22 protein-coding genes are annotated in these 22,533 nt (G+C 68.5%); 16 read left to right on the top strand and 6 right to left on the bottom strand.

Annotated features, from left to right (window positions below):
• Nucleotides 1-23: 23 nt before the first annotated feature.
• On the top strand, nt 24-743 hold the full coding sequence (locus DIE17_RS21180; RefSeq protein ID WP_124488191.1) for an autoinducer binding domain-containing protein: 720 nt from the start codon (nt 24-26) through the stop codon (nt 741-743).
• Nucleotides 744-790: 47 nt separating this feature from the next.
• On the opposite strand, the gene DIE17_RS21175 is transcribed toward DIE17_RS21180, so the two are convergent.
• From DIE17_RS21175 to DIE17_RS21150, 5 genes are all read right to left on the bottom strand, one after another.
• The gene (locus tag DIE17_RS21175) at nt 791-1,498 is read right to left on the bottom strand and encodes an MgtC/SapB family protein (RefSeq protein WP_044843160.1); all 708 of its coding nucleotides are present in this window, start codon (nt 1,496-1,498) and stop codon (nt 791-793) included.
• Nucleotides 1,499-1,826: 328 nt separating this feature from the next.
• The gene (locus DIE17_RS21165; protein WP_124921271.1) at nt 1,827-3,386 is read right to left on the bottom strand and encodes a TolC family protein; all 1,560 of its coding nucleotides are present in this window, start codon (nt 3,384-3,386) and stop codon (nt 1,827-1,829) included.
• Nucleotides 3,373-5,481, bottom strand: a complete 2,109-nt coding sequence (locus DIE17_RS21160) for an FUSC family protein (RefSeq protein ID WP_124921270.1) — start codon at nt 5,479-5,481, stop codon at nt 3,373-3,375. Before DIE17_RS21160 ends, DIE17_RS21165 begins: the two co-directional genes overlap by 14 nt.
• Nucleotides 5,462-6,511 (bottom strand): multidrug transporter subunit MdtN, encoded by a 1,050-nt coding sequence (mdtN, locus tag DIE17_RS21155; protein WP_124921269.1) that lies wholly within the window; start codon nt 6,509-6,511, stop codon nt 5,462-5,464. The genes DIE17_RS21160 and mdtN overlap by 20 nt, the downstream gene beginning before the upstream one ends.
• Nucleotides 6,508-6,801, bottom strand: coding sequence for a hypothetical protein (locus DIE17_RS21150; protein ID WP_124488186.1), 294 nt, complete (start codon nt 6,799-6,801; stop codon nt 6,508-6,510). Before DIE17_RS21150 ends, mdtN begins: the two co-directional genes overlap by 4 nt.
• 495 nt (nt 6,802-7,296) lie before the next feature.
• Between DIE17_RS21150 and DIE17_RS21145 the strand changes: the two genes are divergently transcribed.
• From DIE17_RS21145 to DIE17_RS21130, 4 genes are all read left to right on the top strand, one after another.
• Complete coding sequence (locus DIE17_RS21145) at nt 7,297-8,445, top strand: metallophosphoesterase (RefSeq protein WP_124488185.1); 1,149 nt, start codon at nt 7,297-7,299, stop codon at nt 8,443-8,445.
• Nucleotides 8,446-8,540: 95 nt separating this feature from the next.
• The gene (locus tag DIE17_RS21140) at nt 8,541-9,146 is read left to right on the top strand and encodes an alpha-ketoglutarate-dependent dioxygenase AlkB family protein (protein ID WP_044843167.1); all 606 of its coding nucleotides are present in this window, start codon (nt 8,541-8,543) and stop codon (nt 9,144-9,146) included.
• A gap of 356 nt (nt 9,147-9,502) precedes the next feature.
• A complete protein-coding gene (locus DIE17_RS21135) occupies nt 9,503-9,709 on the top strand; it encodes a hypothetical protein (protein ID WP_044843168.1) in 207 nt (68 codons plus the stop codon).
• A gap of 379 nt (nt 9,710-10,088) precedes the next feature.
• On the top strand, nt 10,089-11,033 hold the full coding sequence (locus tag DIE17_RS21130) for an IclR family transcriptional regulator (protein ID WP_124488184.1): 945 nt from the start codon (nt 10,089-10,091) through the stop codon (nt 11,031-11,033).
• Nucleotides 11,034-11,153: 120 nt separating this feature from the next.
• On the opposite strand, the gene DIE17_RS21125 is transcribed toward DIE17_RS21130, so the two are convergent.
• Nucleotides 11,154-12,233: a porin gene (locus tag DIE17_RS21125; RefSeq protein WP_124666745.1), complete on the bottom strand. Its 1,080-nt coding sequence runs from the start codon at nt 12,231-12,233 to the stop codon at nt 11,154-11,156.
• A gap of 450 nt (nt 12,234-12,683) precedes the next feature.
• On the opposite strand from DIE17_RS21125, the gene DIE17_RS21120 reads away from it, so the two are divergent.
• The 11 genes from DIE17_RS21120 to DIE17_RS21070 all read left to right on the top strand — a co-directional run bounded on the left by DIE17_RS21120 (nt 12,684) and on the right by DIE17_RS21070 (nt 22,523).
• Entirely contained in the window at nt 12,684-13,001 is a 318-nt protein-coding gene (locus DIE17_RS21120) for a non-heme iron oxygenase ferredoxin subunit (RefSeq protein WP_006758060.1), read from the top strand.
• A gap of 3 nt (nt 13,002-13,004) precedes the next feature.
• Entirely contained in the window at nt 13,005-13,316 is a 312-nt protein-coding gene (locus DIE17_RS21115) for a recombinase-like helix-turn-helix domain-containing protein (RefSeq protein WP_124666744.1), read from the top strand.
• Between the two features lie 60 nt (nt 13,317-13,376).
• A complete protein-coding gene (locus DIE17_RS21110; RefSeq protein ID WP_124488182.1) occupies nt 13,377-14,447 on the top strand; it encodes an aromatic ring-hydroxylating dioxygenase subunit alpha in 1,071 nt (356 codons plus the stop codon).
• Complete coding sequence (locus tag DIE17_RS21105) at nt 14,440-15,210, top strand: SDR family oxidoreductase (protein ID WP_124921268.1); 771 nt, start codon at nt 14,440-14,442, stop codon at nt 15,208-15,210. The genes DIE17_RS21110 and DIE17_RS21105 overlap by 8 nt, the downstream gene beginning before the upstream one ends.
• 33 nt (nt 15,211-15,243) lie before the next feature.
• Complete coding sequence (locus DIE17_RS21100; protein WP_034180369.1) at nt 15,244-15,771, top strand: cupin domain-containing protein; 528 nt, start codon at nt 15,244-15,246, stop codon at nt 15,769-15,771.
• A gap of 18 nt (nt 15,772-15,789) precedes the next feature.
• Nucleotides 15,790-16,686 carry an alpha/beta fold hydrolase gene (locus DIE17_RS21095; RefSeq protein ID WP_124646344.1) on the top strand — a complete coding sequence of 299 codons (897 nt, stop codon included), beginning with the start codon at nt 15,790-15,792 and terminating at the stop codon, nt 16,684-16,686.
• Between the two features lie 100 nt (nt 16,687-16,786).
• On the top strand, nt 16,787-17,644 hold the full coding sequence (locus DIE17_RS21090; RefSeq protein WP_124488179.1) for an IclR family transcriptional regulator: 858 nt from the start codon (nt 16,787-16,789) through the stop codon (nt 17,642-17,644).
• Nucleotides 17,641-18,438, top strand: coding sequence for an SDR family oxidoreductase (locus tag DIE17_RS21085; protein ID WP_124488178.1), 798 nt, complete (start codon nt 17,641-17,643; stop codon nt 18,436-18,438). The genes DIE17_RS21090 and DIE17_RS21085 overlap by 4 nt, the downstream gene beginning before the upstream one ends.
• A complete protein-coding gene (locus DIE17_RS21080; protein ID WP_124666742.1) occupies nt 18,431-20,101 on the top strand; it encodes a thiamine pyrophosphate-binding protein in 1,671 nt (556 codons plus the stop codon). Before DIE17_RS21085 ends, DIE17_RS21080 begins: the two co-directional genes overlap by 8 nt.
• On the top strand, nt 20,094-20,921 hold the full coding sequence (locus tag DIE17_RS21075; RefSeq protein WP_044843178.1) for an aspartate dehydrogenase: 828 nt from the start codon (nt 20,094-20,096) through the stop codon (nt 20,919-20,921). The genes DIE17_RS21080 and DIE17_RS21075 overlap by 8 nt, the downstream gene beginning before the upstream one ends.
• Nucleotides 20,922-21,032: 111 nt before the next feature.
• Entirely contained in the window at nt 21,033-22,523 is a 1,491-nt protein-coding gene (locus tag DIE17_RS21070; protein ID WP_124488176.1) for an aldehyde dehydrogenase, read from the top strand.
• Nucleotides 22,524-22,533: the final 10 nt, after the last annotated feature.

Raw genomic sequence — 22,533 nt, 5'->3', positions numbered from 1 at the left:
AGCGTAACGTTGTCGGAGAATGAATGGAACTGCGCTGGCAGGATGCCTACCAACAATTCAGCGCCGCGGAAGACGAGCAGCAGCTCTTCCAGCGGATCGCCGCTTATTCTAAACGCCTCGGCTTCGAATATTGCTGTTACGGCATTCGCGTGCCGTTGCCCGTGTCGAAGCCGGCCGTCGCGATCTTCGATACCTATCCGGACGGCTGGATGGCCCACTACCAGGCGCAGAACTACATCGAGATCGACTCGACGGTGCGTGACGGCGCGCTCAGCACCAACATGATCGTCTGGCCGGACGTCGACCGGATCGATCCGTGTCCGCTTTGGCGGGACGCGCGCGACCACGGGCTGTCGGTGGGCGTCGCGCAGTCGAGCTGGGCGGCGCGCGGCGCGTTCGGGCTGCTGAGCATCGCGCGTCATGCGGACCGGCTCACGCCGGCCGAGATCAACATGCTGACGCTGCAGACCAACTGGCTCGCGAACCTGTCGCATTCGCTGATGAGCCGCTTCATGGTGCCGAAGCTGTCGCCCGAGGCGAGCGTCACGCTGACCGCGCGCGAGCGCGAGGTGCTGTGCTGGACGGCCGAAGGGAAGACCGCGTGCGAGATCGGCCAGATCCTCAGCATCTCGGAGCGCACGGTCAACTTCCACGTGAACAACATCCTCGAGAAGCTCGCCGCGACCAACAAGGTCCAGGCGGTGGTCAAGGCGATCTCGGCCGGGCTCATCGATACGCCCTGACGCGGCGCCGGCGGCGGGGCGTCGTGCCGAGCCGGCCGCCTTTGCGCTCACTCCATCATCGGCTCCGCTTCCTTCGCGGTCCAGCTCACGCTGGAAATGCTCTTCTCCATGCTCATCCGGCTCGCGATCTGCTCGAGCTTCTGCTGATCCTTCGGATGCAGCTTCAGCGTCGCGGTCACCTTCAATCGGTCCGGCTGCTCGGGCACGTCCTCGCTCGTCAGGCTCTGGAACGACAGCGGTTTCGCATACATCGCATTCGACAGCAGCGTGCGGATGTGTACTTCGTCGGCGGCGAGGCAGATCACGGTGATCTGGTATTCGCGCACGAGGTCGGCATTCGACACGGGTGTCGCGTTGATCGCCTGGCTGACGCCGCGCAGCACCGTGTTGGTGAGCAGCACGACGCCCGTGCCGGCCAGGGCCGGCACGTAGTGGCCGGACCCGGCCAGCACGCCGACGGCGGCCGAGCACCACAGCGTCGCGGCCGTGTTGATGCCCTGGATCGAACCCTTGTCGCGCATGATCACGCCGCCGCCGAGAAAGCCGACGCCCGACACGACGTAAGCGGCGATCTGCGTGACGCCGGCCACGCCGTTGCCGGTCAGCACGCCGAGCGTGACGAACAGGCAGGCGCCGCTCGCGACGAGCGTGATCGTGCGCAGCCCCGCCGTGCGTTGCCGCATCTGGCGTTCGAGGCCGATCGCGACGCCGCAGGCGAACGCAGTGAAAAGACGGAGTGCGAAATCGAGAGTCATGATGGTCCTGCCGTGCCAAGTGCGCATGCCGGCCCGCGGCGCGGCGGCGCGAAGCCGAACGCGGCACGATGGCCGTCATCGCGCGGTACTGTACCGCGCGGATGCGTCATTCAATGTGAAACGGATGGCGTGCGGGCTCGCGGAACGCGAGCCGCGGCAGGAGAACTGCGGCGGACAGGCGTTCAGGCGGCAAGCGGCGCACGCAACGGAGTGCTGCAACTGTCCACGATGGTTCCTGAAGGAAGAATGGGCGGCATTCTAGTGGGCCGCCCGCGCAGGCGTCAACCCGTCTGGCGGCCGGCCGCGAACGGCCGCGAACGGCCGGTGGTCACTGCGACGGTGACTGCGACGCGCCGATCGTCCCCGTCGCGAGTGCGAGCGCGGCGGCGGCCGACAGCGCGCCGGCGTAGCTGTCGACCTCCGCGTTGCGGGCCGCGAGCAGCTGGCTTTGCGCGATCGTCGCATCGGTGACCGAGCCGACGCCGTTGCGGTACGCGGTCAGCGCCGCGTCGTAGCTCGTCTGCGCGGCATCGACGAGCGCCTTCGCCGCGTCGTGCGATGCGAGGCTCGTCTGCACCGCGTTCTGCGCGGCGACGACCTGGCGGACGGCTTCTTCCTTGGTCCGAGTGAGGCGCGCGGATGCGCTCTGCGCATCGTTGCGCGCCTGCATCAGCACCGCCGAGCGCAGGCCGCCGTCGTACAGCGGAATCGTCACCCCGAGGAACACGCCGCCGCCGTAGTGGCTGCCGTTCAGGTTCACGGTCGGGGCCTGGTCGCCGATCGCGGGCAGCGCGGTGATCGCCGTGCCGCCGCTGGCGTAGGACGTCGACGCCGACAGGAAGATCTTCGGCATGAACGCGGCTTGAGCGGCCTTGATCTTCGCGCGGTTGGCCTGCTCGAGCGCATAGGCGCCCTGCAGGTCGGGGCGGCGCGCGATCGCGTCCGACACGATCGCGTCGACCGACGACGCGAGCGCGGGCGGCAGCGCTCGCCTGGGCAGCGCGGCGATCGACGGTTTCGACAGCGGCGAGATGCCGAGCGCGGAAACCAGCGCGAGGTAGCCGTCGCTTTCCGTGCCGTTCGCCTGGACCAGCGCGAGGTTCGCCTGTGCGCGATTCTGCGTCGCCTGCGCGAGTTCGACGACGGTGCCGACGCCTTGCCTGAGCCGTGCGCGCGACGCCGCGAGAATCGCGTCCGCGTTCGCCAGGCCCTGCTGCGCGCTGACCGCGCGCGAGCGGGCGGCTTCGTAACGGTAATACGCGACGGTCACGTCGTGGATCACCTGCTGATGCACGGCCGTGAACGCGACGTTCGACGCGACCGACGCCTGTTCGGCCGCCTCGACGCGCGCCGCGCGGCCGCCGAAATCGAACAGCAGCCATTGCAGCGACAGCGCCGAGATCGTGCCGTGCACGGTCGTGTTGCTCGACGAGTCGCCGAGGATCGTCGACGTCGAGCCGTGACTCGCCTGGTACGCGCCCATCGCGGTCGCGGACAGGTTCGGCAGGTATGCGGCCTTCGCGATGCCGACCGCGAGCGCCGCGTTGCGCGCGTCGTTCCATGCGATGCGGGTCAGCGGGTTCGTCGATTCGGCGAGATCGATCAGCTCGGGCAGCGTGTACGGATGCGTGGCATCGAGCGCGGCCGGCGGCGACACCGATGCGAGCGCGGGCGAGGCAGGCAGCGTGTAGTCGTGCGGCGCACGCTGCGCGGATGCAAGCGGTGGCGCCGGCACGATGTCGCCGGCGGCCGACGTTTGCGGCTGCCACGGGCGGTCGGGGGCCTGCGGCGCGAGATCGACCGACGACGTGGCGCAACCGGTCAGCGCGATGGCGGTCGCGAGCGCGGCGGCGGCGATCGATGCGGCCGGCGGTTCAGGGACGCGCATGAGGGGCAGGCTCCTTCGGGGTGTCTGGGCGCGCGGCGTCGGCGATGTGCGCGAGCCGCGTGTCGATCAGGTTCAGCAGCGCGTCGCGTGCAGGGTCGGTGGAGGTGGCGGCCGGCGGCGGGGCCGGCTCGGCTGCCGCGCCTGCCGTCGACGACGGCGGCGCCGAAGCGGCGTCGGCGGTCGGGGCGTCGTCGTGCAGTTCGATCACGCGCGCGAGGTGCGCGCCGATCGCCGCATCGCCCGGCGTGCGCTCGGTGAGCAGGAACAGCGGGCCTTCGAGCGCGCCGAGTTCCGCGAGCGCGCGTCGCCGGGTGGCGAGCCACGTGGCGGCCGGCCGCACCCACGACGGTTCGTAGTGGATCAGGCCGAGCTCCTGCGCGATCGCGCCGTGGCGCGCGAACGCTTCGGCGGCGAGCGTGCGGCGTTCGGCCGGCTGCACGACCTGCGCGATACGGCGCCATTGATCGAGCAGCGCCGCGAACGCGACGTCGATCTGCTTGCCGATGCTGACGGGCCAGATGCGCGTGAACACGAGATACACGACGACGTTGCCGAGCAGGATGCCGATCGTGCGATCGCGCGCGAGCGTCAGGTCGAAGCCGGGGCCCGCGCCCTGGATCACGCACAGGAAGAACGCGAACGCGACCTGGAAGCCAGCGTACGCAATGCGCGGCGAACCGAACGCGACCCACGCGGACAGCCACGCGCCGACGAACACGAGCGTCATCAGCTCGCCGATCGACGACAGCGCCGGCACGACGAACACGAGCGCCGCGGTGCCGATCAGCGCGCCGACGATGCAGCCGGCGATCCGCAGCGTGAGCTTCTCGACCGTTTCGGCCGTCGAGCCGAGCGACACCATGTAGCAGGTGATGAAGCAGGTATGGATGCCCGACCAGTCGAGCTGCGAGTACAGCAGGTAGCAGAACATCGCCGCGACGGTCGTCTTCAGCGCGTAGCGGATGTGGTCGGGGTTGGTGCGGGCGTCCGGCAGGAAGAAGCCGCCGCGCGGCGCGGCGGGTGCGTTGGCGGTTGCAGCCGATGCGTCGGGCGGAGTCGCCGTCGGTGCGGCAGATGCGGCCGATGCGGCCGGTGCAGTCGCTGCAGTCGATTCAGCAGGTGTGGCCGGCTCGGCGAACTGCGTGATGGCCGTGTGCAGATCGGTTGCGACGACGCGCGCGAGCGGCGGCAGCGTATCGGCCGGCGGCAGCGCCAGCGTCACGTCGACCGGATAACCGCCTTGCTCGAGGATGCCGGCCATCTCGTCGAGTGTCGCCGCAGCCGGTTGCGCGAACGCGGCGGGCAGCCGCGCGTCCGGCTCGCGGTCGGCGAGCGAGACCGCGACGAGCAGCGCGGTGCTCGTCGCGATGGCTTGCCGTATCGCGGGTGCGTCGGCGGCGGGCGTCGACCCTTCGAGCGTCGACAGCTTGAGCCACGTGAGGAGCTGCTTGTCGCCTTCGCGCAGGCTCGCGTCGAAGGCCGTGCGCGCATCCTCGTCGCCGCGCAGCCGCTGCGCGGCGAGCCGCAGCCGTTTCGCGAGCTGCGCGAGCGCGAGCTTGCGCGGCGAAGGCGCGATCAGCAGGTTGACGACGATCGCGACGCCGACCGGAATCGCGACCATCAGCCATGCGTAGAGCAGCGCACGCGTCGCGGCTTCGCCGACCGGCGCGAGGCCGAGCTGGTCGAGCCCGAAGCCGACGATCATCGCGAGGATCGCGCCGACCGGGCGCAGCTTGCTCGCCGACGTGAGGTACAGCAACCCGGCCGACAGCACGGCCATGCACGCGACGCGCAGCACCGAATAGTCGATGCTGAAGATCGCGACGCCGATCACGAGCGCGATCACGAGCGTGATGAGCAGCAGCATCGCGACCGCGAGCACGACGCTCGTCACGCGGTCGGCGCGGTTCAGGAAGAACACGACGTACGCGGAGATCGCGGCTTCCGGCGTACCGTAGCCGCTCGTCACGAGCACGACGAGCGCGCAGATCAGCGCGACCCGCGCGGCCATCGCGGCGCGCCCCGGAAACGGCGCGAGCAGTCGCAGGACTTCGCGCGGGCCGGGGGCGCGGACTTCAGCGGCAGGCTGAACCATGCCGGACCTCGACGATCGCGCTCGCGCCGACGCGCACGAGCTTGCCGTCGGGTTCGTCGAGCTTCACACGCACCGGGAAGCGCTGTGCGACATGTACCCAGTTCACCGAGCGCTGCACGATCGGCAGTGCGCGCGGCAGGTTGATGCGGTCGCTGTCCGAGATGCCCGCGCCGATCCCGACGACCTTGCCCGACAGCGGCCGGCTGCGGTCGATCATCGAATAGACGGTCGCGCAGTCGCCGACCGTGATGCGGTTCAACGACGTTTCGCGGAAATTGCCGACGGCGAACCATTCGCTCGCATCGATCAGCGTGAAGATCGACTGGTTCGGCGCGAGGGTTTCGCCAGCGAGCACGGTCAGGCCCGTCACGAGCCCGTCGTGCGGCGCGCGCACCACCGTGTCGTCGAGCGCGTGCTGCGCGCGGGCGAGTGCGGCTTCGCGTGCATGGAGCGTGGCGATCGCGTCGGCGTCGTCGCCGATCGTCTGCGCGGACGCTCGCTGTTGTTCCTGCGCCTGCGCGAGCGACACGGCCGCGTCGCGCTGCCGGACCTTCGCCTGGTCGAACTGCTGTGCGCTGACGTAGCCCTGCGCCGCGAGCGGCGCGAGCCGGTTCACGTCGCGCGTCGCGAGATCGTGATTCTGCGACGCGCGCTTGACCTGCTCGGCGGCGACGGCTGCGTTCGAGCGCTCGCCGATCAGCGACCGGCGGCGCGTGTCGAGCGACGCGCGCGCGAGTTCGAGGTCGGCCTGCGCCTGCGCGACCGTCAGCCGGTACGGCACCGGATCGATCTGATACAGCAGGTCGCCTTTTGCAACGCGCTGGTTCTCGTGCACGGCAAGCTGCACGATGCGGCCGCCGACGGGCGACGCGACGTGCACGACGTCCGCGTCGATCGACGCGTCGTCGGTGGACGGGTAGGCCGTCGTGCGGTGGTACGCGTATGCGAGCGCGGCGATGCCGAGCGCGACGATCGCCAGTGCGATCACGCGGCCTTTCGTGGACGGGCGGGCGGTGCCGGCGGCCTTCATGCGAACGGCCCCGTGCCGGTGAGCCACACGATCACGGCGACCACGAGCCCGATCGCGGTGCAGACGGCGAGCTGGTAGGGCACCGTGGCGGCCCAGCCGGTCGCGACGAACACGCGGTGCGCGACGATCGCGCCGACGATGCCGACGATCGCGCTGACGAGCCAGAGCGGGAAATACGCGCCGAACAGGACGTACGACGGTGCGCCGCGCGACGTGCAGCCCGCGAGCGGCAGGGCGGGCGCGAGGACGGCGGCGACACGCAGCGGCGCGCGCGGCGTTGTTTTTCTCATGGTGTGACGAGCTCGACGTTGGGGGTGGATGCCGGGCGCGGCGCAAGGCGGTTCGTCGTCGCGACGACGATTCCGCGATACGGAGCCGATCATAAATCAGCGCGATGTAGACCGCCAGCGATGCCCGGCGTGCCTGCCGCACGCACGGGGCTGCCCGGTGGGCGCTTCGGTGCGATCGATGGCGGTTCGCGATTCTGCCAGCGCATGCACTGGCAGGGTTGCTGACGGACTGTAAAGGATAGTCAGACGAAACCGGGCCGATGCCGTTTGTCTGCCGATGAAGCGGGAATCGGCGAGCCGAATGCGGAATTGACGCGCAGTCGCGGATGAATCCGCGTTCGGGCCCGCGCGGTGCGTCCGCCGTGGCCGTGACCGTCGTGCCGGCCGGTATCTGTGTACCATCGTGCGAAGAGCGCGACGCGTGAAGAGGCTTGACGGCACGGTCCCGTCCGACGCGCGGCGCGGAAGCGGTATCGCAACGAGGACGAGTATTCCATGCGAAGTTTCTTTGTCCGGTTCATCGCAATCGGCGTGGTGTTCCATTTGTATGTCGGGCTGCGGATCATTCCCGACGCCTTCACGTCGCCGCTCGCGCGCACGATCGCGGCGCTCGTGCTGGCGAGCTTCGTCGTGCTGATTCCGGTCGGCATGTTCTCGCGCCGCTTCGACGAAGGCTGGGCCGCGACGCTGGTCGGCTGGCTGGGTTCGATCGCGATGGGTTTCTTCTCGTCGCTGCTGGTGCTGACATTCCTGCGCGAGCTGGTGCTGCTCGGCGTCGTCGTCTGGCGGCATCTGGGGCACGACGGTGCCTGGAGCGGCGCGGCATCCGACACGGCGCTCGGCGTGCTGGCGGGCGCGGTGCTGGTCAGCGCGCTCGGATTCGTCGGCGCGCGCCGCACGGCCGCGGTCAAGCGCGTGTCGATTCCCGTCGACGGGCTGCCGGCCGCGCTCGACGGCCTGACGATCGTGCAACTTTCGGACATTCACGTCGGGCCGACGATCAAGCGCCCGTATATCGAGCGGATCGTGCGCGCGGTCAATGCGCTCGAGGCCGATCTCGTCGTCGTGACGGGCGACGTGGTCGACGGCTCGGTCAAGCGGCTGCGCGAGCACACGGCGCCGCTCGGCCGCATGCAGTCGCGGCACGGCAGCTTCCTCGTGACGGGCAACCACGAGTACTACGCCGGCGCGCACGCATGGATCGACGAGTTCCGGCGGATCGGGTTGACGGTGCTGCTCAACGAACACGTGCTGATTGAACACGACGGTGCGCGCGCGGTGCTCGCCGGCGTCACCGATTTCACGGCGGGCGGGTTCGATCCCGCGCATCGCAGCGATCCCGAGCAGGCGCTGGCGGGCGCGCCGCACGACGTCGCCACGAAGATCCTGCTCGCGCACCAGCCGCGCAGCGCGGAAGCGGCGAGCCGCGCCGGTTTCACCGTGCAGCTGTCCGGCCATACGCACGGCGGGCAGTTCCTGCCGTGGCCGCCGTTCGTGCGCCTGCAGCAGCCCGTGATCGGCGGGCTGAACCGGTTCGGCACGATGTGGCTCTATACCAGCCGCGGCACCGGCTACTGGGGGCCGCCGAACCGCTTCGGCGTGCCGTCCGAGATCACGCTGATCCGGTTGACCCGCGGCCGCTAGCGCGCCGGAATGACAGCGCATGGCGTCGCGCGTCGCCGTTGGCTACCATGCAGACGTGGTTTCCCCGCACCGTTCATTTGCTGCCTGATCGCGACATGTCGACGCCCGATCTTTTCGCCGATTCGCCCGTGCCCGACGTGGACTGGTACCCGGACTGGCTCGCGCCGGCCGACGCCGATCGCGTGCTGGCCGCGCTGATCGACGAGGTCGCGTGGCGGCAGGACACGATCCGCACGCCGCGCGGTCGCATTCCGCTGCCGCGGCTCACCGCGTGGCAGGGCGAGCCCGACGCCGTCTACGTGTATTCGGGGATCCGCAACGTGCCCGCGCCGTGGACGCCGGCCGTGCTCGACCTGAAGCGCGCGGTCGAGGCGACCTGCGGCGCGCGATTCAACAGCGTGCTGCTCAATCGCTATCGCAACGGGCAGGACAGTCTCGGCTGGCATGCCGACAACGAGCCGGAGCTCGGCGACGCGCCGGTCATCGCGTCGGTGAGCCTCGGCGCGATGCGCGTGTTCGACCTGCGTCATCGTGCGACCGGCGTCGTGCACGCGTACCGGCTGACACACGGCAGCCTGCTCGTGATGCGCGGCCGCACGCAGGCCGAATGGCAGCACCGCGTGCCGAAGGCGCCGGCCGTGCAGGGTGAGCGCGTCAACCTGACGTTCCGGCGGGTGGTGTCGGCGGGAAGCGGCCGGTAGCGGCCGGAGATGCCGACCGGCGGGCGCCACGAGCCGACGAAGGTGGTGGTCCGGCGCACGCGTGCCGGTCGCACCCCGTTTTTCATCCAGGCGAAGCTAGCCGCCGTCGATGCGGCACGTTGCCGCACGCAGGTGTCCGGGGCGGCTTGAACCGGCCTGCGAGGCCCGTCCCATAAGGGTTTCAGGTGGTTTTGATTGACCGTCCGGTTCTGATAGGCAGGTGTAAGCCCTGATGGTGCGTCGCAACATTCATTGACTAGACTGTCGAATGGCTGAAACGCGCCGGACGCCGGCGCACTTTTTCGACATGCCTGACGCGTCGCCGACGTGATGCGCAGTGCAGGAGCATAAAACCCGTGACCGTACTGGACTCATCCCTCGAACCCTCGCTGCACGTCTTCGAACAAGACGGTGGATGGCAATGGGCGCTGACGGTGAAGCGGGCGTCGGGTGTCGGTGTGAAAGTCGTCGCATTCAGCACGGACGGCTTTCGCGGTGAAGCCGACGCATACGCCGCTGGCCAGCTCGCCCGTGCCGAGTACGACGCTGCCGTGACGGCCTGACGTCGCGTCGCGCCGATCCCGCTCGCGGATCGGTGCGGTCATTTGTTTCCTCGCGTTTCTTCCCCCTTTCGTTTTCTAGTCGCACATCGGCCGTGATCGTGCCGGCCGGTACCGCACGTGAGGCATCCCGATCGCGGATGAGCAGGGCCGGCGGCCCGCCTTGCCTAAGGCGACGTTCCGATGGGCAGTCTTGTCTATCGCTGTTATCCTTTCGATCGCATCAGGCTATATGAGTCCGGCTACCCGATCGGGCGCGCCGGGCCATCGGCCGCCTGCGCCGGATCGTGTTGATCCGGTCCGGTCGAAATTCCATAATCAAGCATTGCGGGTCATTCGTGAACGCTTCCATTCCGTCCATGTGCACAGGATCAATCCAACGATGAGCGGCGCATCGAAACCGCCGGCGAAGCCGGCAAGCGCGCCGCGCGCGACAGCCGGCGACGACGTCGACCACGACGCGTCGAAGCAGGGCGCGGGCGACGACGAACCGTCGGGCGGCGCGTCGTCGTATCTGGTGCCGGGCCTCGAGCGCGGGCTGCGGATCCTCGCCGAATTCTCCGCGCGCGAGCCGGTGCTCGGCGCGCCCGAGCTGTCAAAGCGCATCGGCATTCCGCGCACGACTACCTTCCGCCTGCTGCAGACGCTCGAAGCGCTCGGCTTTCTCGAGCGCGTGAACGGCGACCGTTATTTCCGGCTCGGCGTCGGCGTGCTGCGGCTCGGCTTCGAATACCTGAATTCGCTGGAACTGACCGATCTCGGCACGCCCGTGCTCGAACGATTGCGCGATGCGACCGGCCTGTCGACGCACCTGCTGATCCGCGACCAGCGCGATGTCGTGTTCGTCGCGAAGGCGCAGAGCAACACGTCGATGTTCGGCTCGGTGAAGGTGCACGTCGGCACGCGGCTGCCCGCGCACGCGACCGTGCACGGCCATGTGCTGATGGGCGACCTCACGCGCGACGCGCTGCGCCAGCTGTATCCGGAGAAGCGCCTCGAACAGTTCACCGAGCGCACGCCGGGCACGGTGGACGAGTTGTACGAGCGTGTGCGTCATTACGCGCGGCTCGGCTACGCGGTCAGCGAAGCCGCGTTCGAGAGCGGCATCTCGGCCGTGACGGCACCCGTGCGCGACCATTCGGGCGCGATCGTCGCGGCGATCACCGCGACGGTGCCGCGCTCGGAAATCGGCGAGGCCGGCGAGAAGGAACGGCTCGTCGAAGCGGTATGCGGCGCGGCGGTCGACCTGTCGCAGCGGTTGAACTACCGGCCGCTCGAAAGCGACCCGACGTTCGCGCACGCGCGCCATCGCGTCGCGATGTTCTGATTCGCGGCATGAGCCGCGTCGCGCGGCTTCGTCAGTAGCCTGTCGCAAGTAGCCAAAAAAAGAGCAGCCCCCGGGCTGCTCTTTTCGTTTCCGCCGTCGGGCGCATCCGGCCGCCGCCGCTCAGAACGAGTGATGGATGCCGGTCAGCACGATCACCTGGTTCGCGGTGCTCGACGCGCCGGCCGTGAAGAACGCGGCCTTCGCGCCGCCCGAACCGTGCTCGTACAGCACGTTCGCATACAGCTGCGTGCGCTTCGACAGCGCATAGATGTCGCCGAGCTCCACCTGCGTCCAGCGGCGGCCGGCCAGCGTCGTGGTCGCCGCGCCGCCCGCGATCGTGTTGAACGCGCTGCTGCGGTAGTTCACGCCCGCGTCGTAGCTCTGGAACGTGTCGGAAAACCCGTTCGACTGCATCTTCACGCGCGTATAGAGGCCGTGCACGAGGAAGTCGCCGATCTGGTAGGACGCGCCCGCGCCGATGTTCTCGACCTTGTTCGCGATGTAGCCGGTCGCGGTGTTCTGCCCCTGGAACGACGTGATACCCGTCTGGCTGATCAGGATCGAGCGGTCGTGCTCGTTCGAGTAGACGGCCGACGCCTTGAACGGCCCGTTCGCGTAGTTCAGCGCGACCCCGACCGACTTGCCGGTCGAGAAGTTCGTCGTGTTGCCGAGCGCCATCGCCGCCGCGGCCGAGAAGCCGGCGAAGCTCGGCGAACGGTACTTGACCGCGTTGTTGTACGGCACGTTGCCGGTCGCGGCGAGCCCGTCGATGTTGCCCGGATGGAACGCATACCAGCTCAGCGCGAGATACGCGGTGCTGAGCGGATCGAGATAGTCGAACGTCAGCGGCGTCTGGCGGCCGAGCGTCAGCGTGCCGTAGCGGTCGGAGCTGAGGCCGACGAAGGCCGCGCGGTTCCAGATCGTGTTCGCGGTCGCGAACTGGCCGTTGTTCGTATAGAAGCCGTTTTCGAGCTGGAAGATCGCCGACAGGCCGCTGCCGAGGTCTTCCTTGCCTTTCAGGCCCCACCGGTCGGGTTGCGTGTTGCCCTGGATCATCGCCCACTTCGCGTGGCCGCCGACGTTGTTCACATAGGCGACGCCGGCATCCAGGCTGCCGTACAGCACCACGCTGCTTTGTGCCCAGGCGCCCGACATCGCGCCCATTCCGACGATTGCTGCTGCTACCGCTTGCTTGACCATTTGATCTCCTGACTCTCCAAACCTGATGAGAAACGTGCCGTGGCGGCGGGCGCGGGGGACGGCCGGCCGTCGCGCGTTCTTCACCACCGGGCGGGCATTTTTAATGTTCCATATAAGGAACAATGTGCCTCTGATGGAATGAAGTATAGAGGTGTCGCGCGCCGGATCAAAAATAAATTTATCGGGCCGGATGCGGGTGGTGACGATCCGCAACACGGGACCGAGCGTCCTGAAAAAAGGACTTAAATCCCCGCCACAAAGCAAAAAATCACCTTTTTCAAGATGAGTGGCGGCGATCGTCGACCCGGCGGTCGGTGTTTTCCCTAGGACGTGCAGCTTTTTGTTTTACTCGTGGGAAGTCACTCCTATAATCACCATCCATAAACTGCTGTTCCGGGTATGGAACAAACCCGGGGCGAACCGAGAGTCGATCAGAAGGAAGGGTGTGAGATGTCTGAACAATGGGTTTGTGCCGGGCACGCCGGCGCGCTGTCGGAAGACACGCCGATCGAGTTCAAGCGGACCGACGGCGTCGAAATCGGGATCTACCGCGTCGGCGACGAGGTGTATGCGCTTGAGAACGTGTGCCCGCATGCCTACGCGCTGCTGACGCAGGGGTTCGTCGACGAAGGCACGGTCGAATGTCCGCTGCACGAGGCCGTGTTCGACATCAAGACGGGCGAATGCCTGAAGGGCCCGGGCGGGCGCGCGCTGAAGCAGTACGCGGTGCGCCTGGCTGGCGAGGAAATCCAGATCAAGGTGGAGTAACCGATGAAAGAAGCGACCGTCAACTTCAATCCGTTCCTGAAGCCGTGGGTGGCGCCGCAGCCGAACAACGTCGCCGGCAAGGGGCAGATCGAGATCCCGGGCCAGGTCGAGAACCGCATCTGGCAAAACCGCAAGGCCGAGCCGACGCAGTACGAGAACGATCTGGGCGATGCGCTCGAACGCGTGTTCGAGAGCGGCGCGACCGAGCTGGACGAGGTTGTCGCGGGCCTGAACCGCATCGGCTTCCGCGCGCCGGACGGCACGGCGTGGACGCCCGAGCGCTTCCGCGCCGAATTGGCCTCGCTGGCGGAATGAGCGCACCGACCGCGCCGCACGCCTGAGCGCCGACCCGACAACCGCATCCGGAGCACACTGATGACGTCCCCCGCACAACACGAAACACAACACGACCCGGTCCGCGACTACCTCGACCGCGGCATCAAGAACTACTGGTATCCCGTCGCCCCGAGCTGGCAGGTGTCGAACGCGCCGGTCGGCCTCACGCGCCTGTCCGAGCAGATCGTGCTGTGGCGCGATCACGAAGGGAAGGTCCACGCGCTGGAAGATCGCTGTCCGCACCGCGGCGCGCGCCTGTCGCTCGGCTGGAACCTCGGCGGCAGCATCGCGTGCTGGTATCACGGCATCGAAGTCGACGGCGGCGGCACGGTCAACCGCGTGCCGGCCGTATCGAACTGTCCGCTCGAAGGCACGAAGTGCGTGAAGTCGTATCCGGTCGAAGAGAAGGCCGGCGCGATCTTCCTGTGGTTCGGCGACGAAGCGCACGGCGAGCCGGCGCCGCTGAACCTGCCGGAAGAACTGGTCGCCGACGAATACGCGCACTTCCTGTGCGTGTCGAACTGGAAGTGCAATTACCAGTACGCGATCGACAACGTGATGGACCCGATGCACGGCGCGTACCTGCACGCGACGTCGCACTCGATGGCCGAAGGCGACAAGCAGGCCGACATGCGTGTGCGCAAGACGGAAACGGGCCTGATGTTCGAGAAGATCGGCCAGCGCGACGTGAACTTCGACTGGGTCGAGCTCGGCGAAACCGGCTGCCTGTGGATGCGCCTCGCGATTCCGTACAAGCAGAAGTTCGGCCCGGGCGGCAACTTCGGGATCATCGGCTTCGCGACGCCGGTCGACGGCGACAACTGCCAGGTCTACTTCTGGCGTACGCGCAAGGTCAGCGGCTGGCAGCGCGACGTGTGGCGCTTCATGTACCGCAACCGCCTCGAGGGCCTGCACTGGGACGTGCTCGAGCAGGACCGCTACGTTCTCGAAAGCCTCGCGCCGCACGCGCGCGATCACGAATACCTGTACCAGCACGACGTCGGCATCACGCGCGTGCGCCGGATGCTGCGCCAGCGCGCGCAGGAACACCTGTCCGCGCTCGACGCGCATCGCGCGGCGCACGCCGCGGCGGAGCCCGCGAATGGCTGAGTTCGCTCCGGTCGTGTCGCTGCCGGGGCGCCGCGTGCTCGTCACGGGCGGCGCGCGCGGTCTCGGCGCCGCGTTCGTGAAGGCGCTCGTCGAAGCGGGCGCGCAGGTCGCGTTCGGCGACGTGCTCGCCGAAGAGGGCCGCGCGCTGGCCGCGCAGCTCACGCAAGCCGGCCACACCGCGCATTTCTTCACGCTCGACCTGGCCGATCCGGCGAGCGTCACGGCTTTCGTCGCGCAGGGCGCACAAGCGCTCGGCGGCATCGACGCACTGATCAACAACGCGGCGATCACGAACTCGGGCGGCAAGCTGTCGACGGAGCTCGACGTGTCGACCTGGGATGCCGTGATGAACGTGAACGTGCGCGGCGTCTGGCTCGTGAGCAATGCGGCGCTGCCGTACCTCGCGCAATCGGGCCGCGGCGCGATCGTGAACCTCGCATCGGACACCGCGCTGTGGGGCGCGCCGAAGCTGCTCGCGTACGTCGCCAGCAAGGGCGCCGTGATCGCGATGACGCATGCGCAGGCGCGCGAGTTCGGTGCGCACGGCGTGACGGTCAACGCGATCGCGCCGGGGCTCACCGAAGTCGAGGCGACGGCCTACGTGCCGGCGGAACGCCACGCGTTCTACATGCAGGGCCGCGCGCTGACGCGCGCGCAGGTGCCCGAGGACGTGACGGGCCCCGTGCTGTTCCTGCTGTCGGACGGCGCGCGCTTCGTGACGGGTCAATTGCTGCCGGTAAACGGCGGCTTCGTAATGAATTGATTTGAAGTTTTCACTCTGATGAAGGAGAGGACGATGGCGGACGCCGATCTCGAACGCAAGTCGTGGGACCAGCCGGAAGGCGCAAGCTTCAACGACTGGATGGAAGGGCGCGTCGCGCGCTACGCGACGCGGCGCTACGACTGGGACGCACTGAAGTTCCAGGCCGACTACGACCCGAAGTACCGCCGTGCGCAGATGCGCTACGTCGGCACGGGCGGCACGGGCGTCGCGAAGGACGTCAACACGGTGCCGGCCGGCAACTTCACGTTCTCGACGATGGTCATTCCGGCCGGCAACATCGGCCCGAGCCACATCCATATCGACGTGGAAGAAATCTTCTTCGTGCTGCGCGGCAAGATGAAGGTGATCTGCGAGCGCGACGGCGAGACCTGGGAAGCGATCCTCGGCGAGCGCGACCTGATCTCGGTGCCGCCGGGCGTGTACCGCACGGAAATCAACATCGGCGAGGAAGACGCGCTGATGTGCGTGATGCTCGGTTCGCCGAAGCCCATCACGCCGACGTATCCGCCGGATTCGCCGCTCGCGAAGATCAAGCGCTGAGACGGGGCGGAGCAAGCAATGCGTGTCATCGACAAACGTGAACGCGACCGCACCGCGGCGTTCGCCGCGCTGCTCGGGCAGTTTCCCGAACAGCGCTGCGCGGCCGGCGCGGCGGGCACGATCGGTTATCGCGAGGCCGGCGCGCAGCATGCGGGCCGCGCGCTGCCCGTCGTGCTGCTGCACGGGATCGGCTCGGGCGCCGCATCGTGGGTGTGCCAGCTCGACTCGCTCGGCTCGTCGCGCCGCGTGCTCGCTTGGGATGCGCCCGGCTACGGCGTGTCGACACCCGTGCACGGCGCGTCGCCGGCGGCCGCCGATTACGCGGCGTCGCTGAACGCGTGGCTCGAGGCACTCGGCATCGAACGCTGCGTGCTGGTCGGGCATTCGCTCGGCGCGATCGTCGCGGGCGGGTTGGCCCGCGTGATGCCCGCGCGGATCGCCGGCCTGCTGCTGATCTCGCCCGCGGGCGGCTACGGCAGCGCGCCCGCGGAAACGCGCGACACGCGCCGCGATGCACGCCTCGCGATGCTCGACGAACTCGGCCCGGCCGGACTCGCCGAACAGCGCAGCGGCAACATGCTGTCGGGTTTCGCGAGCGAGGATGCGCGTGCATGGGTACGCTGGAACATGGCGCGCATCGTGCCGGCCGGCTACGCGCAGGCCACGCATCTGCTCGCGAACGCCGATCTCGCGTCCGATCTCGCCGGCTTTCGCGGCCGCACGGCGGTGGCGGTCGGCGCGAACGACGCGATCACGCCGCCGGCTGCCTGCGAGCGGATCGCCGCTGCCGCGCACGTCGGGCTGCAGGTGATTCCGCAGGCCGGTCATGCGGGCTACGTGGAAGCGCCGGCCGTGTATTCGTCGCTGATCGATACGTTCTGCCGTCAATGCGACCGTCAACGGGGGCTGGAATGAACTACCTCCACGCTCACATTCGTTCGCTTGGGGGCGCGCAGCCCGCCCGATCCCGACATGCATTTCAACGTGCCCCTGGGGCGGCCCGACCGGAGGCATCATGAGCGAACCGTTGCAACAACAGGATGCGGATACCGCGAAGTCCGAGGCCAACTACGTGGTGCCGGGCCTCGAACGCGGTTTGCGGATCCTCGCCGAATTCTCGCCGCGCGAGCCGGTGCTCGGCGCGCCGGAACTGTCCAAGCGCCTCGGCATTCCGCGCACGACGGTGTTCCGTCTGCTGCAGACGCTCGAATCGCTCGGCTTTCTCGAGCGTGCGGACAAGGATCGCAACTACAAGCTCGGCATCGCCGTGCTGCGGCTCGGCTTCGAATACCTGAGCTCGCTCGAGCTGACCGATCTCGGCCTGCCGGTGATCGAGAGCCTGCGCGATGCGACCGGCTTCACGACGCACATCGTGATCCGCGACGGCCGCGACGTGGTGTTCGTCGCGAAGGCGCAGAGCCAGTCGCCGGTGTTCAGCTCGATTCGCGTGAACGTCGGCACGCGGCTGCCCGCGCATGCGACGACCCACGGCCACGTGCTGATGGGCGACCTGTCGCTGAAGGAGTTGCGTGCGCTGTATCCGGAAGGCACGCTGAACCGGATGACGAGCGCGACGCCGGAAACGGTCGACGCGCTCTACGAAGTGATCCGGGAAGATGCGCTGCGCGGCTACGGCGTCAGCAATTCATCGTTCGAGCGCGGCATCTCGGTGGTCACGGCGCCGGTGCGCAACGACACGCAGAGGATCGTCGCATGCATCACGGTGACGGTGCCGCGGCCGGAGATCGACGCGGCGCTGATCGCCGACGGCCTGATCGACAAGGTGCAGCGCGCGGCGGCGGAACTGTCGCGGCGGCTCAATTACCGCTCGGATGACGAGCACACGTTTCTCAAGGCTTTAGGACTGCGATGATTCAGATCGATCTGACCGGGCAGGTGGCGGTGGTGACGGGCGGTTCGTCCGGCATCGGCCTCGCGACTGCCGAACGGTTCCTGCAGGCCGGCGCATCGGTCGCGATTTGCGGCCGCGACGGCGAGCGTCTCGCGCGCGCCGAGGCGATGCTCGGCGAGAAATATCCGGGCGCGCCGCTGCTCGCGGTGCGCTGCAACGTGCTCGACGAAGCCGACGTGGCCGCGTTCGCGCAGGCCGTGTCCGACCGCTTCGGCCGCGCCGACATGCTCGTCAACAACGCAGGCCAGGGCCGCGTGTCGACTTTCGCCGACACGACCGACGACGCGTGGCGCGAAGAGCTCGAACTGAAGTACTTCAGCATCATCCGTCCGACGCGCGCGTTCCTGCCGCTGTTGCGCGATGCGGCCGCGCCGACGATCACCTGCGTGAATTCGCTGCTCGCGCTGCAGCCGGAGCCGCACATGGTCGCGACGTCGTCGGCGCGGGCGGGCGTGCTGAGCCTCGTGAAGTCGCTCGCGACCGAACTCGCGCCGCAGCGCATCCGCGTGAACTCGATCCTGATCGGCATCGTCGAGTCGGGGCAGTGGCGCCGCCGCTACGAAGCGCAGGCGCCGGCCGGCGAAAGCTGGGAGGACTGGACGGGCGCGCTCGCCCGCAAGAAGAACATTCCGCTGAACCGCTTCGGCAAGCCCGACGAGGCAGCCTGGGCACTTTTTTATCTCGCAACGCATCTGTCGTCCTACACGACGGGCAGCCATATCGACGTTTCTGGAGGCTTTGCACGCCATGTCTAAAAAAACCACGGTTGGCGAGCTGATTGCCGCCTTTCTCGAGCAGTGCGACGTCAAAACCGCATTCGGTGTCATCTCGATCCACAACATGCCGATCCTCGACGCGATCAACTCGCGCGGCAACATCCGGTATGTCGGCGCGCGCGGTGAAGCGGGCGCGGTGAACATGGCCGACGGGCTGGCCCGCGTGTCGGGCGGCCTCGGTGTCGCGTTCACGAGCACCGGCACGGCGGCGGGCAACGCGGCCGGCGCGATGGTCGAGGCACTGACGGCCGGCACGGCACTGCTGCACATCACGGGGCAGATCGAGACGCCGTACCTCGACCAGGATCTGGCGTACATCCACGAAGCGCCGGACCAGCTCACGATGCTCGATGCGATCTCGAAGGCCGCGTTCCGCGTGCGCACGGTCGAGACCGTGCTGCCGACGATCCGCGAAGCCGTGCGCATCGCGCAGACGGCGCCGACGGGCCCCGTGTCGGTCGAGATCCCGATCGACATCCAGGCCGCTGAAATCGAATGGCCGGAAGATCTCGCGCCGGCGCACGTCGCGGTGCGCGAGCACGATGACGCACGCGTCGCGAAGCTCGCCGACGCGCTGGCGGCCAAGCGCCGTCCGCTGCTGTGGCTCGGCGGCGGCGCGCGTCATGCGCGTGCGGAAGTCGAACGCCTGGTGAAGCTCGGCTTCGGCGTCGTGACGAGCGTGCAGGGCCGCGGCGTGCTGCCCGAGGATCACCCGGCGACGCTCGGCGCGTTCAACGTGCATTCGGCGGTCGAAGCGTTCTACAAGACCTGCGACGCGCTCGTCGTGGTCGGCTCGCGCCTGCGCGGCAACGAGACGCTGAAGTACAAGCTCGCGCTGCCGCAGCCGCTGTTCCGCGTCGACGCCGATGCACTCGCCGACAACCGCGGCTATCGCAACGAGCTGTTCGTGCACGGCGATTCGAAGCGCGTGCTGGCCGAGCTGGCCGACCGCCTCGAAGGCCGCCTGTCGGTCGATCCGCAGTTCGCGGGCGATCTCGCGGCGGCGCGCGAAGCGGCCGTCGCGAGCGTGGCGGAAGGCCTCGGGCCGTACAAGCAGCTGGTCGATACGCTGCAGGGCGCGGTGGGCCGCGACTACAACTGGGTGCGCGACGTGACGATCTCGAACAGCACGTGGGGCAACCGCCTGCTGAAGATCTTCGAACCGCGCGCGGGCGTGCATGCGCTCGGCGGCGGCATCGGCCAGGGCATCCAGATGGGCATCGGCGCGGCGCTGGCCGGCTCGGCGGCGAAGACGGTCTGCCTGGTCGGCGACGGCGGCCTGATGGTCAACGTCGGCGAGCTCGTGACGGCCGTGCAGGAAAACGCGAACGTGATGATCGTGCTGATGAACGACCAGTGCTACGGCGTGATCCGCAACATCCAGGACGCGCACTACGGCGGCCGCCGCTGCTTCGTGCAGCTGCACCAGCCGGATTTCGCGCAGTTCTGCGCGAGCTTCGGCCTCACGCACTACCGGATCACGTCGCTCGACCAGGCGGAAGCGATCGTGCGCGAAGGGATCGCGAAGGAAGGGCCGGTGATGGTCGAAGTCGACATGCTGTCGGTCGGCTCGTTCGCATCGCAGTTCGCGGGCCCGCCGGTGAAGAAGGAAGAGACGCCGTCGGAGCGCCAGTATGCATAACGGCCAGCGACACGGGCATGCGCCCGTCGACGTCGCGATGATCGGCTTCGGCGCGATCGGTGCCGCCGTGTATCACGCGGTCGAGCACGATGCGTCGTTGCGCGTCGCGCACGTGATCGTGCCCGAGCATCAGCGCGACGCGGTGCAGCGCGAGCTCGGCGGTGCGGTGGAGGTCGTGTCGTCGGTCGACGCGCTGGCTCGTCGCCCCGAGTTCGCGCTCGAATGCGCGGGTCACAGCGCGCTCGTCGATCACGTCGTGCCGTTGCTGAAGGCCGGCACCGACTGCGCGGTCGCCTCGATCGGCGCGCTGTCCGACCTCGCGCTGCTCGACGTGCTGTCGCAGGCGGCCGACGAGGGCGGCACGACGGTGACGCTGCTGTCCGGCGCGATCGGCGGGATCGACGCGCTGGCGTCCGCGAAGCAGGGCGGCCTCGACGAAGTGCTGTACGTTGGCCGCAAGCCGCCGCTCGGCTGGCTCGGCACGCCCGCCGAGGAGCTCTGCGACTTGCGTGCGATGACCGGGGAAAAGGTGATCTTCGAAGGCAGTGCGCGCGACGCCGCGCGCCTGTATCCGAAGAACGCGAACGTCGCGGCGACGGTCGCGCTCGCGGGCCTCGGCCTCGACGCGACGCACGTGCGCCTGATCGCCGATCCGGCGGTCGAACGCAACGTGCACCGCATCACCGCGCGCGGCGCGTTCGGCGAGATGTCGCTCGAAATGAGCGGCAAGCCGTTGCCCGACAACCCGAAGACGTCCGCGTTGACCGCGTACAGCGCGATCCGCGCGCTGCGCAACCGCGCGGCCCGCTGCGTGATCTGAGCAGGCAGACAACCCGGACAACCAGGCCGACGCGGCCATTCGGGCCATTGAACGGCCGCCGGCGCCACGGCGCGGGCGGCTGCGCAGAGACAGATTTGTGGGACTTGTGACATGACTCCATTCGATACGAGCCTCGTACCCAACGGCGATATCCTGATCGGCGGCGAGTGGCGGCGCGGCCGCGGCGCGCCTTACGCGAGCATCTATCCGGCCGACCAGTCGCTGAACATGGAAGTCTCGACGGCGAACGCGGAAGACGCGGCCGACGCCGTCGTGGCCGCCGACGCCGCGTGGCGGCGCGCCGACTGGGCCGGCCTCAAGCCGCACCAGCGCGCGCTGGTGCTGTACCGGATCGCCGACCTGATCATGCAGCGTCACGAGGCGCTCGCGAACCTGCAGCGCCGCGACAACGGCAAGCCGATCGGTGAGACGCGCGTGCTGGTGGCGAGTGCGGCCAACACGTTCCGCTATTTCGCGGCGTGCCTGGAAACGCTCGACGAAGAACTGACGCCGTCGCGCGGCGACTACCTGACGATGAGCGTGCACGAGCCGATCGGCGTGATCGCGGCGATCACGCCGTGGAATTCGCCGATCGCGTCCGACGCACAGAAGCTCGCGCCCGCGCTCGCCGGCGGCAACGCGGTGGTGCTCAAGCCGGCCGAGGTGACGCCGCTCGTGTCGCTCGCGCTGGCCCGCATCTGCGAGGAAGCCGGCGTGCCGAAGGGCGTGCTGAGTGTGCTGCCGGGCAAGGGCTCGGTGATCGGCGACGTGCTGGTGCGCCATCCGCTCGTGAAGAAGGTGTCGTTTACCGGCGGCACCGAAGTGGGCCGCGGCATCGCGCGCATCGCGGCGGAAAAGCTGATGCCCGTATCGCTCGAACTCGGCGGCAAGTCGCCGACGATCGTATGCGACGACGCGGATCTCGATCACGCGGTGAACGGCGTGCTGTACGGCATCTTCAGCTCGTCGGGCGAAGCGTGCATCGCGGGTTCGCGGCTGTTCGTGCAGCGCTCGGTATACGACGAGTTCATGAAGCGCCTGGTCGCGGGCGCACGCAAGCTGCGCGTGGGCGACCCGACGCGGCCCGACACGCAGATGGGCCCGCTGATCACCGCGAAGCATCGTGAATCGGTGGAACGCTACGTCGCGCTCGGGCTGGAGGAAGGCGGCCGCCTGCTGTGCGGCGGCGAACGGCCGTCGGGCGACGGGCGCGAGGACGGCTTCTTCTACCAGCCGACGATTCTCGAAGGCTTGCCGAACAGCGCGCGCATCTGCCAGGAGGAAATCTTCGGGCCGGTGCTGGTCGCGATGCCGTTCGACGACGAAGCGTCGCTGATCGCGCAGGCGAACGACAGCGTGTTCGGCCTCGCCGCCGGCATCTGGACCCGCGACTACAAGCGCGCATGGCGCATCGCGCGGGCGCTGGAGACGGGCACCGTCTGGATCAACACGTACAAGCTGTTTTCGATCTCCACGCCGTTCTCGGGCTGGAAGGAGAGCGGGATGGGCCGCGAGAAGGGCCGTCTCGGCATCCGCGAGTACATGCAGCAGAAGAGCCTCTACTGGGGCTTGAACGACGCGCCGCTGCCGTGGGCGAACTGAGCGAAGGGGA

The sequence above is a fragment of the Burkholderia sp. Bp9099 genome (assembly GCF_003857805.1).
Taxonomy (GTDB): domain Bacteria; phylum Pseudomonadota; class Gammaproteobacteria; order Burkholderiales; family Burkholderiaceae; genus Burkholderia.
The sequence above is the reverse complement of the archived record's forward strand: the minus strand, read 5'-3'. Positions and strand labels throughout refer to the sequence as shown.

Bases quoted from the DNA above. Each gene is read 5' to 3' on its own strand.
- DIE17_RS21180 (WP_124488191.1), top strand. From the start codon at position 24: ATGGAACTGCGCTGGCAGGATGCCTACCAACAATTCAGCGCCGCGGAA.
- DIE17_RS21175 (WP_044843160.1), bottom strand. From the start codon at position 1,498: ATGACTCTCGATTTCGCACTCCGTCTTTTCACTGCGTTCGCCTGCGGC.
- DIE17_RS21165 (WP_124921271.1), bottom strand. From the start codon at position 3,386: ATGCGCGTCCCTGAACCGCCGGCCGCATCGATCGCCGCCGCCGCGCTC.
- DIE17_RS21160 (WP_124921270.1), bottom strand. From the start codon at position 5,481: ATGGTTCAGCCTGCCGCTGAAGTCCGCGCCCCCGGCCCGCGCGAAGTC.
- mdtN (WP_124921269.1), bottom strand. From the start codon at position 6,511: ATGAAGGCCGCCGGCACCGCCCGCCCGTCCACGAAAGGCCGCGTGATC.
- DIE17_RS21150 (WP_124488186.1), bottom strand. From the start codon at position 6,801: ATGAGAAAAACAACGCCGCGCGCGCCGCTGCGTGTCGCCGCCGTCCTC.
- DIE17_RS21145 (WP_124488185.1), top strand. From the start codon at position 7,297: ATGCGAAGTTTCTTTGTCCGGTTCATCGCAATCGGCGTGGTGTTCCAT.
- DIE17_RS21140 (WP_044843167.1), top strand. From the start codon at position 8,541: ATGTCGACGCCCGATCTTTTCGCCGATTCGCCCGTGCCCGACGTGGAC.
- DIE17_RS21130 (WP_124488184.1), top strand. From the start codon at position 10,089: ATGAGCGGCGCATCGAAACCGCCGGCGAAGCCGGCAAGCGCGCCGCGC.
- DIE17_RS21125 (WP_124666745.1), bottom strand. From the start codon at position 12,233: ATGGTCAAGCAAGCGGTAGCAGCAGCAATCGTCGGAATGGGCGCGATG.
- DIE17_RS21120 (WP_006758060.1), top strand. From the start codon at position 12,684: ATGTCTGAACAATGGGTTTGTGCCGGGCACGCCGGCGCGCTGTCGGAA.
- DIE17_RS21115 (WP_124666744.1), top strand. From the start codon at position 13,005: ATGAAAGAAGCGACCGTCAACTTCAATCCGTTCCTGAAGCCGTGGGTG.
- DIE17_RS21110 (WP_124488182.1), top strand. From the start codon at position 13,377: ATGACGTCCCCCGCACAACACGAAACACAACACGACCCGGTCCGCGAC.
- DIE17_RS21105 (WP_124921268.1), top strand. From the start codon at position 14,440: ATGGCTGAGTTCGCTCCGGTCGTGTCGCTGCCGGGGCGCCGCGTGCTC.
- DIE17_RS21100 (WP_034180369.1), top strand. From the start codon at position 15,244: ATGGCGGACGCCGATCTCGAACGCAAGTCGTGGGACCAGCCGGAAGGC.
- DIE17_RS21095 (WP_124646344.1), top strand. From the start codon at position 15,790: ATGCGTGTCATCGACAAACGTGAACGCGACCGCACCGCGGCGTTCGCC.
- DIE17_RS21090 (WP_124488179.1), top strand. From the start codon at position 16,787: ATGAGCGAACCGTTGCAACAACAGGATGCGGATACCGCGAAGTCCGAG.
- DIE17_RS21085 (WP_124488178.1), top strand. From the start codon at position 17,641: ATGATTCAGATCGATCTGACCGGGCAGGTGGCGGTGGTGACGGGCGGT.
- DIE17_RS21080 (WP_124666742.1), top strand. From the start codon at position 18,431: ATGTCTAAAAAAACCACGGTTGGCGAGCTGATTGCCGCCTTTCTCGAG.
- DIE17_RS21075 (WP_044843178.1), top strand. From the start codon at position 20,094: ATGCATAACGGCCAGCGACACGGGCATGCGCCCGTCGACGTCGCGATG.
- DIE17_RS21070 (WP_124488176.1), top strand. From the start codon at position 21,033: ATGACTCCATTCGATACGAGCCTCGTACCCAACGGCGATATCCTGATC.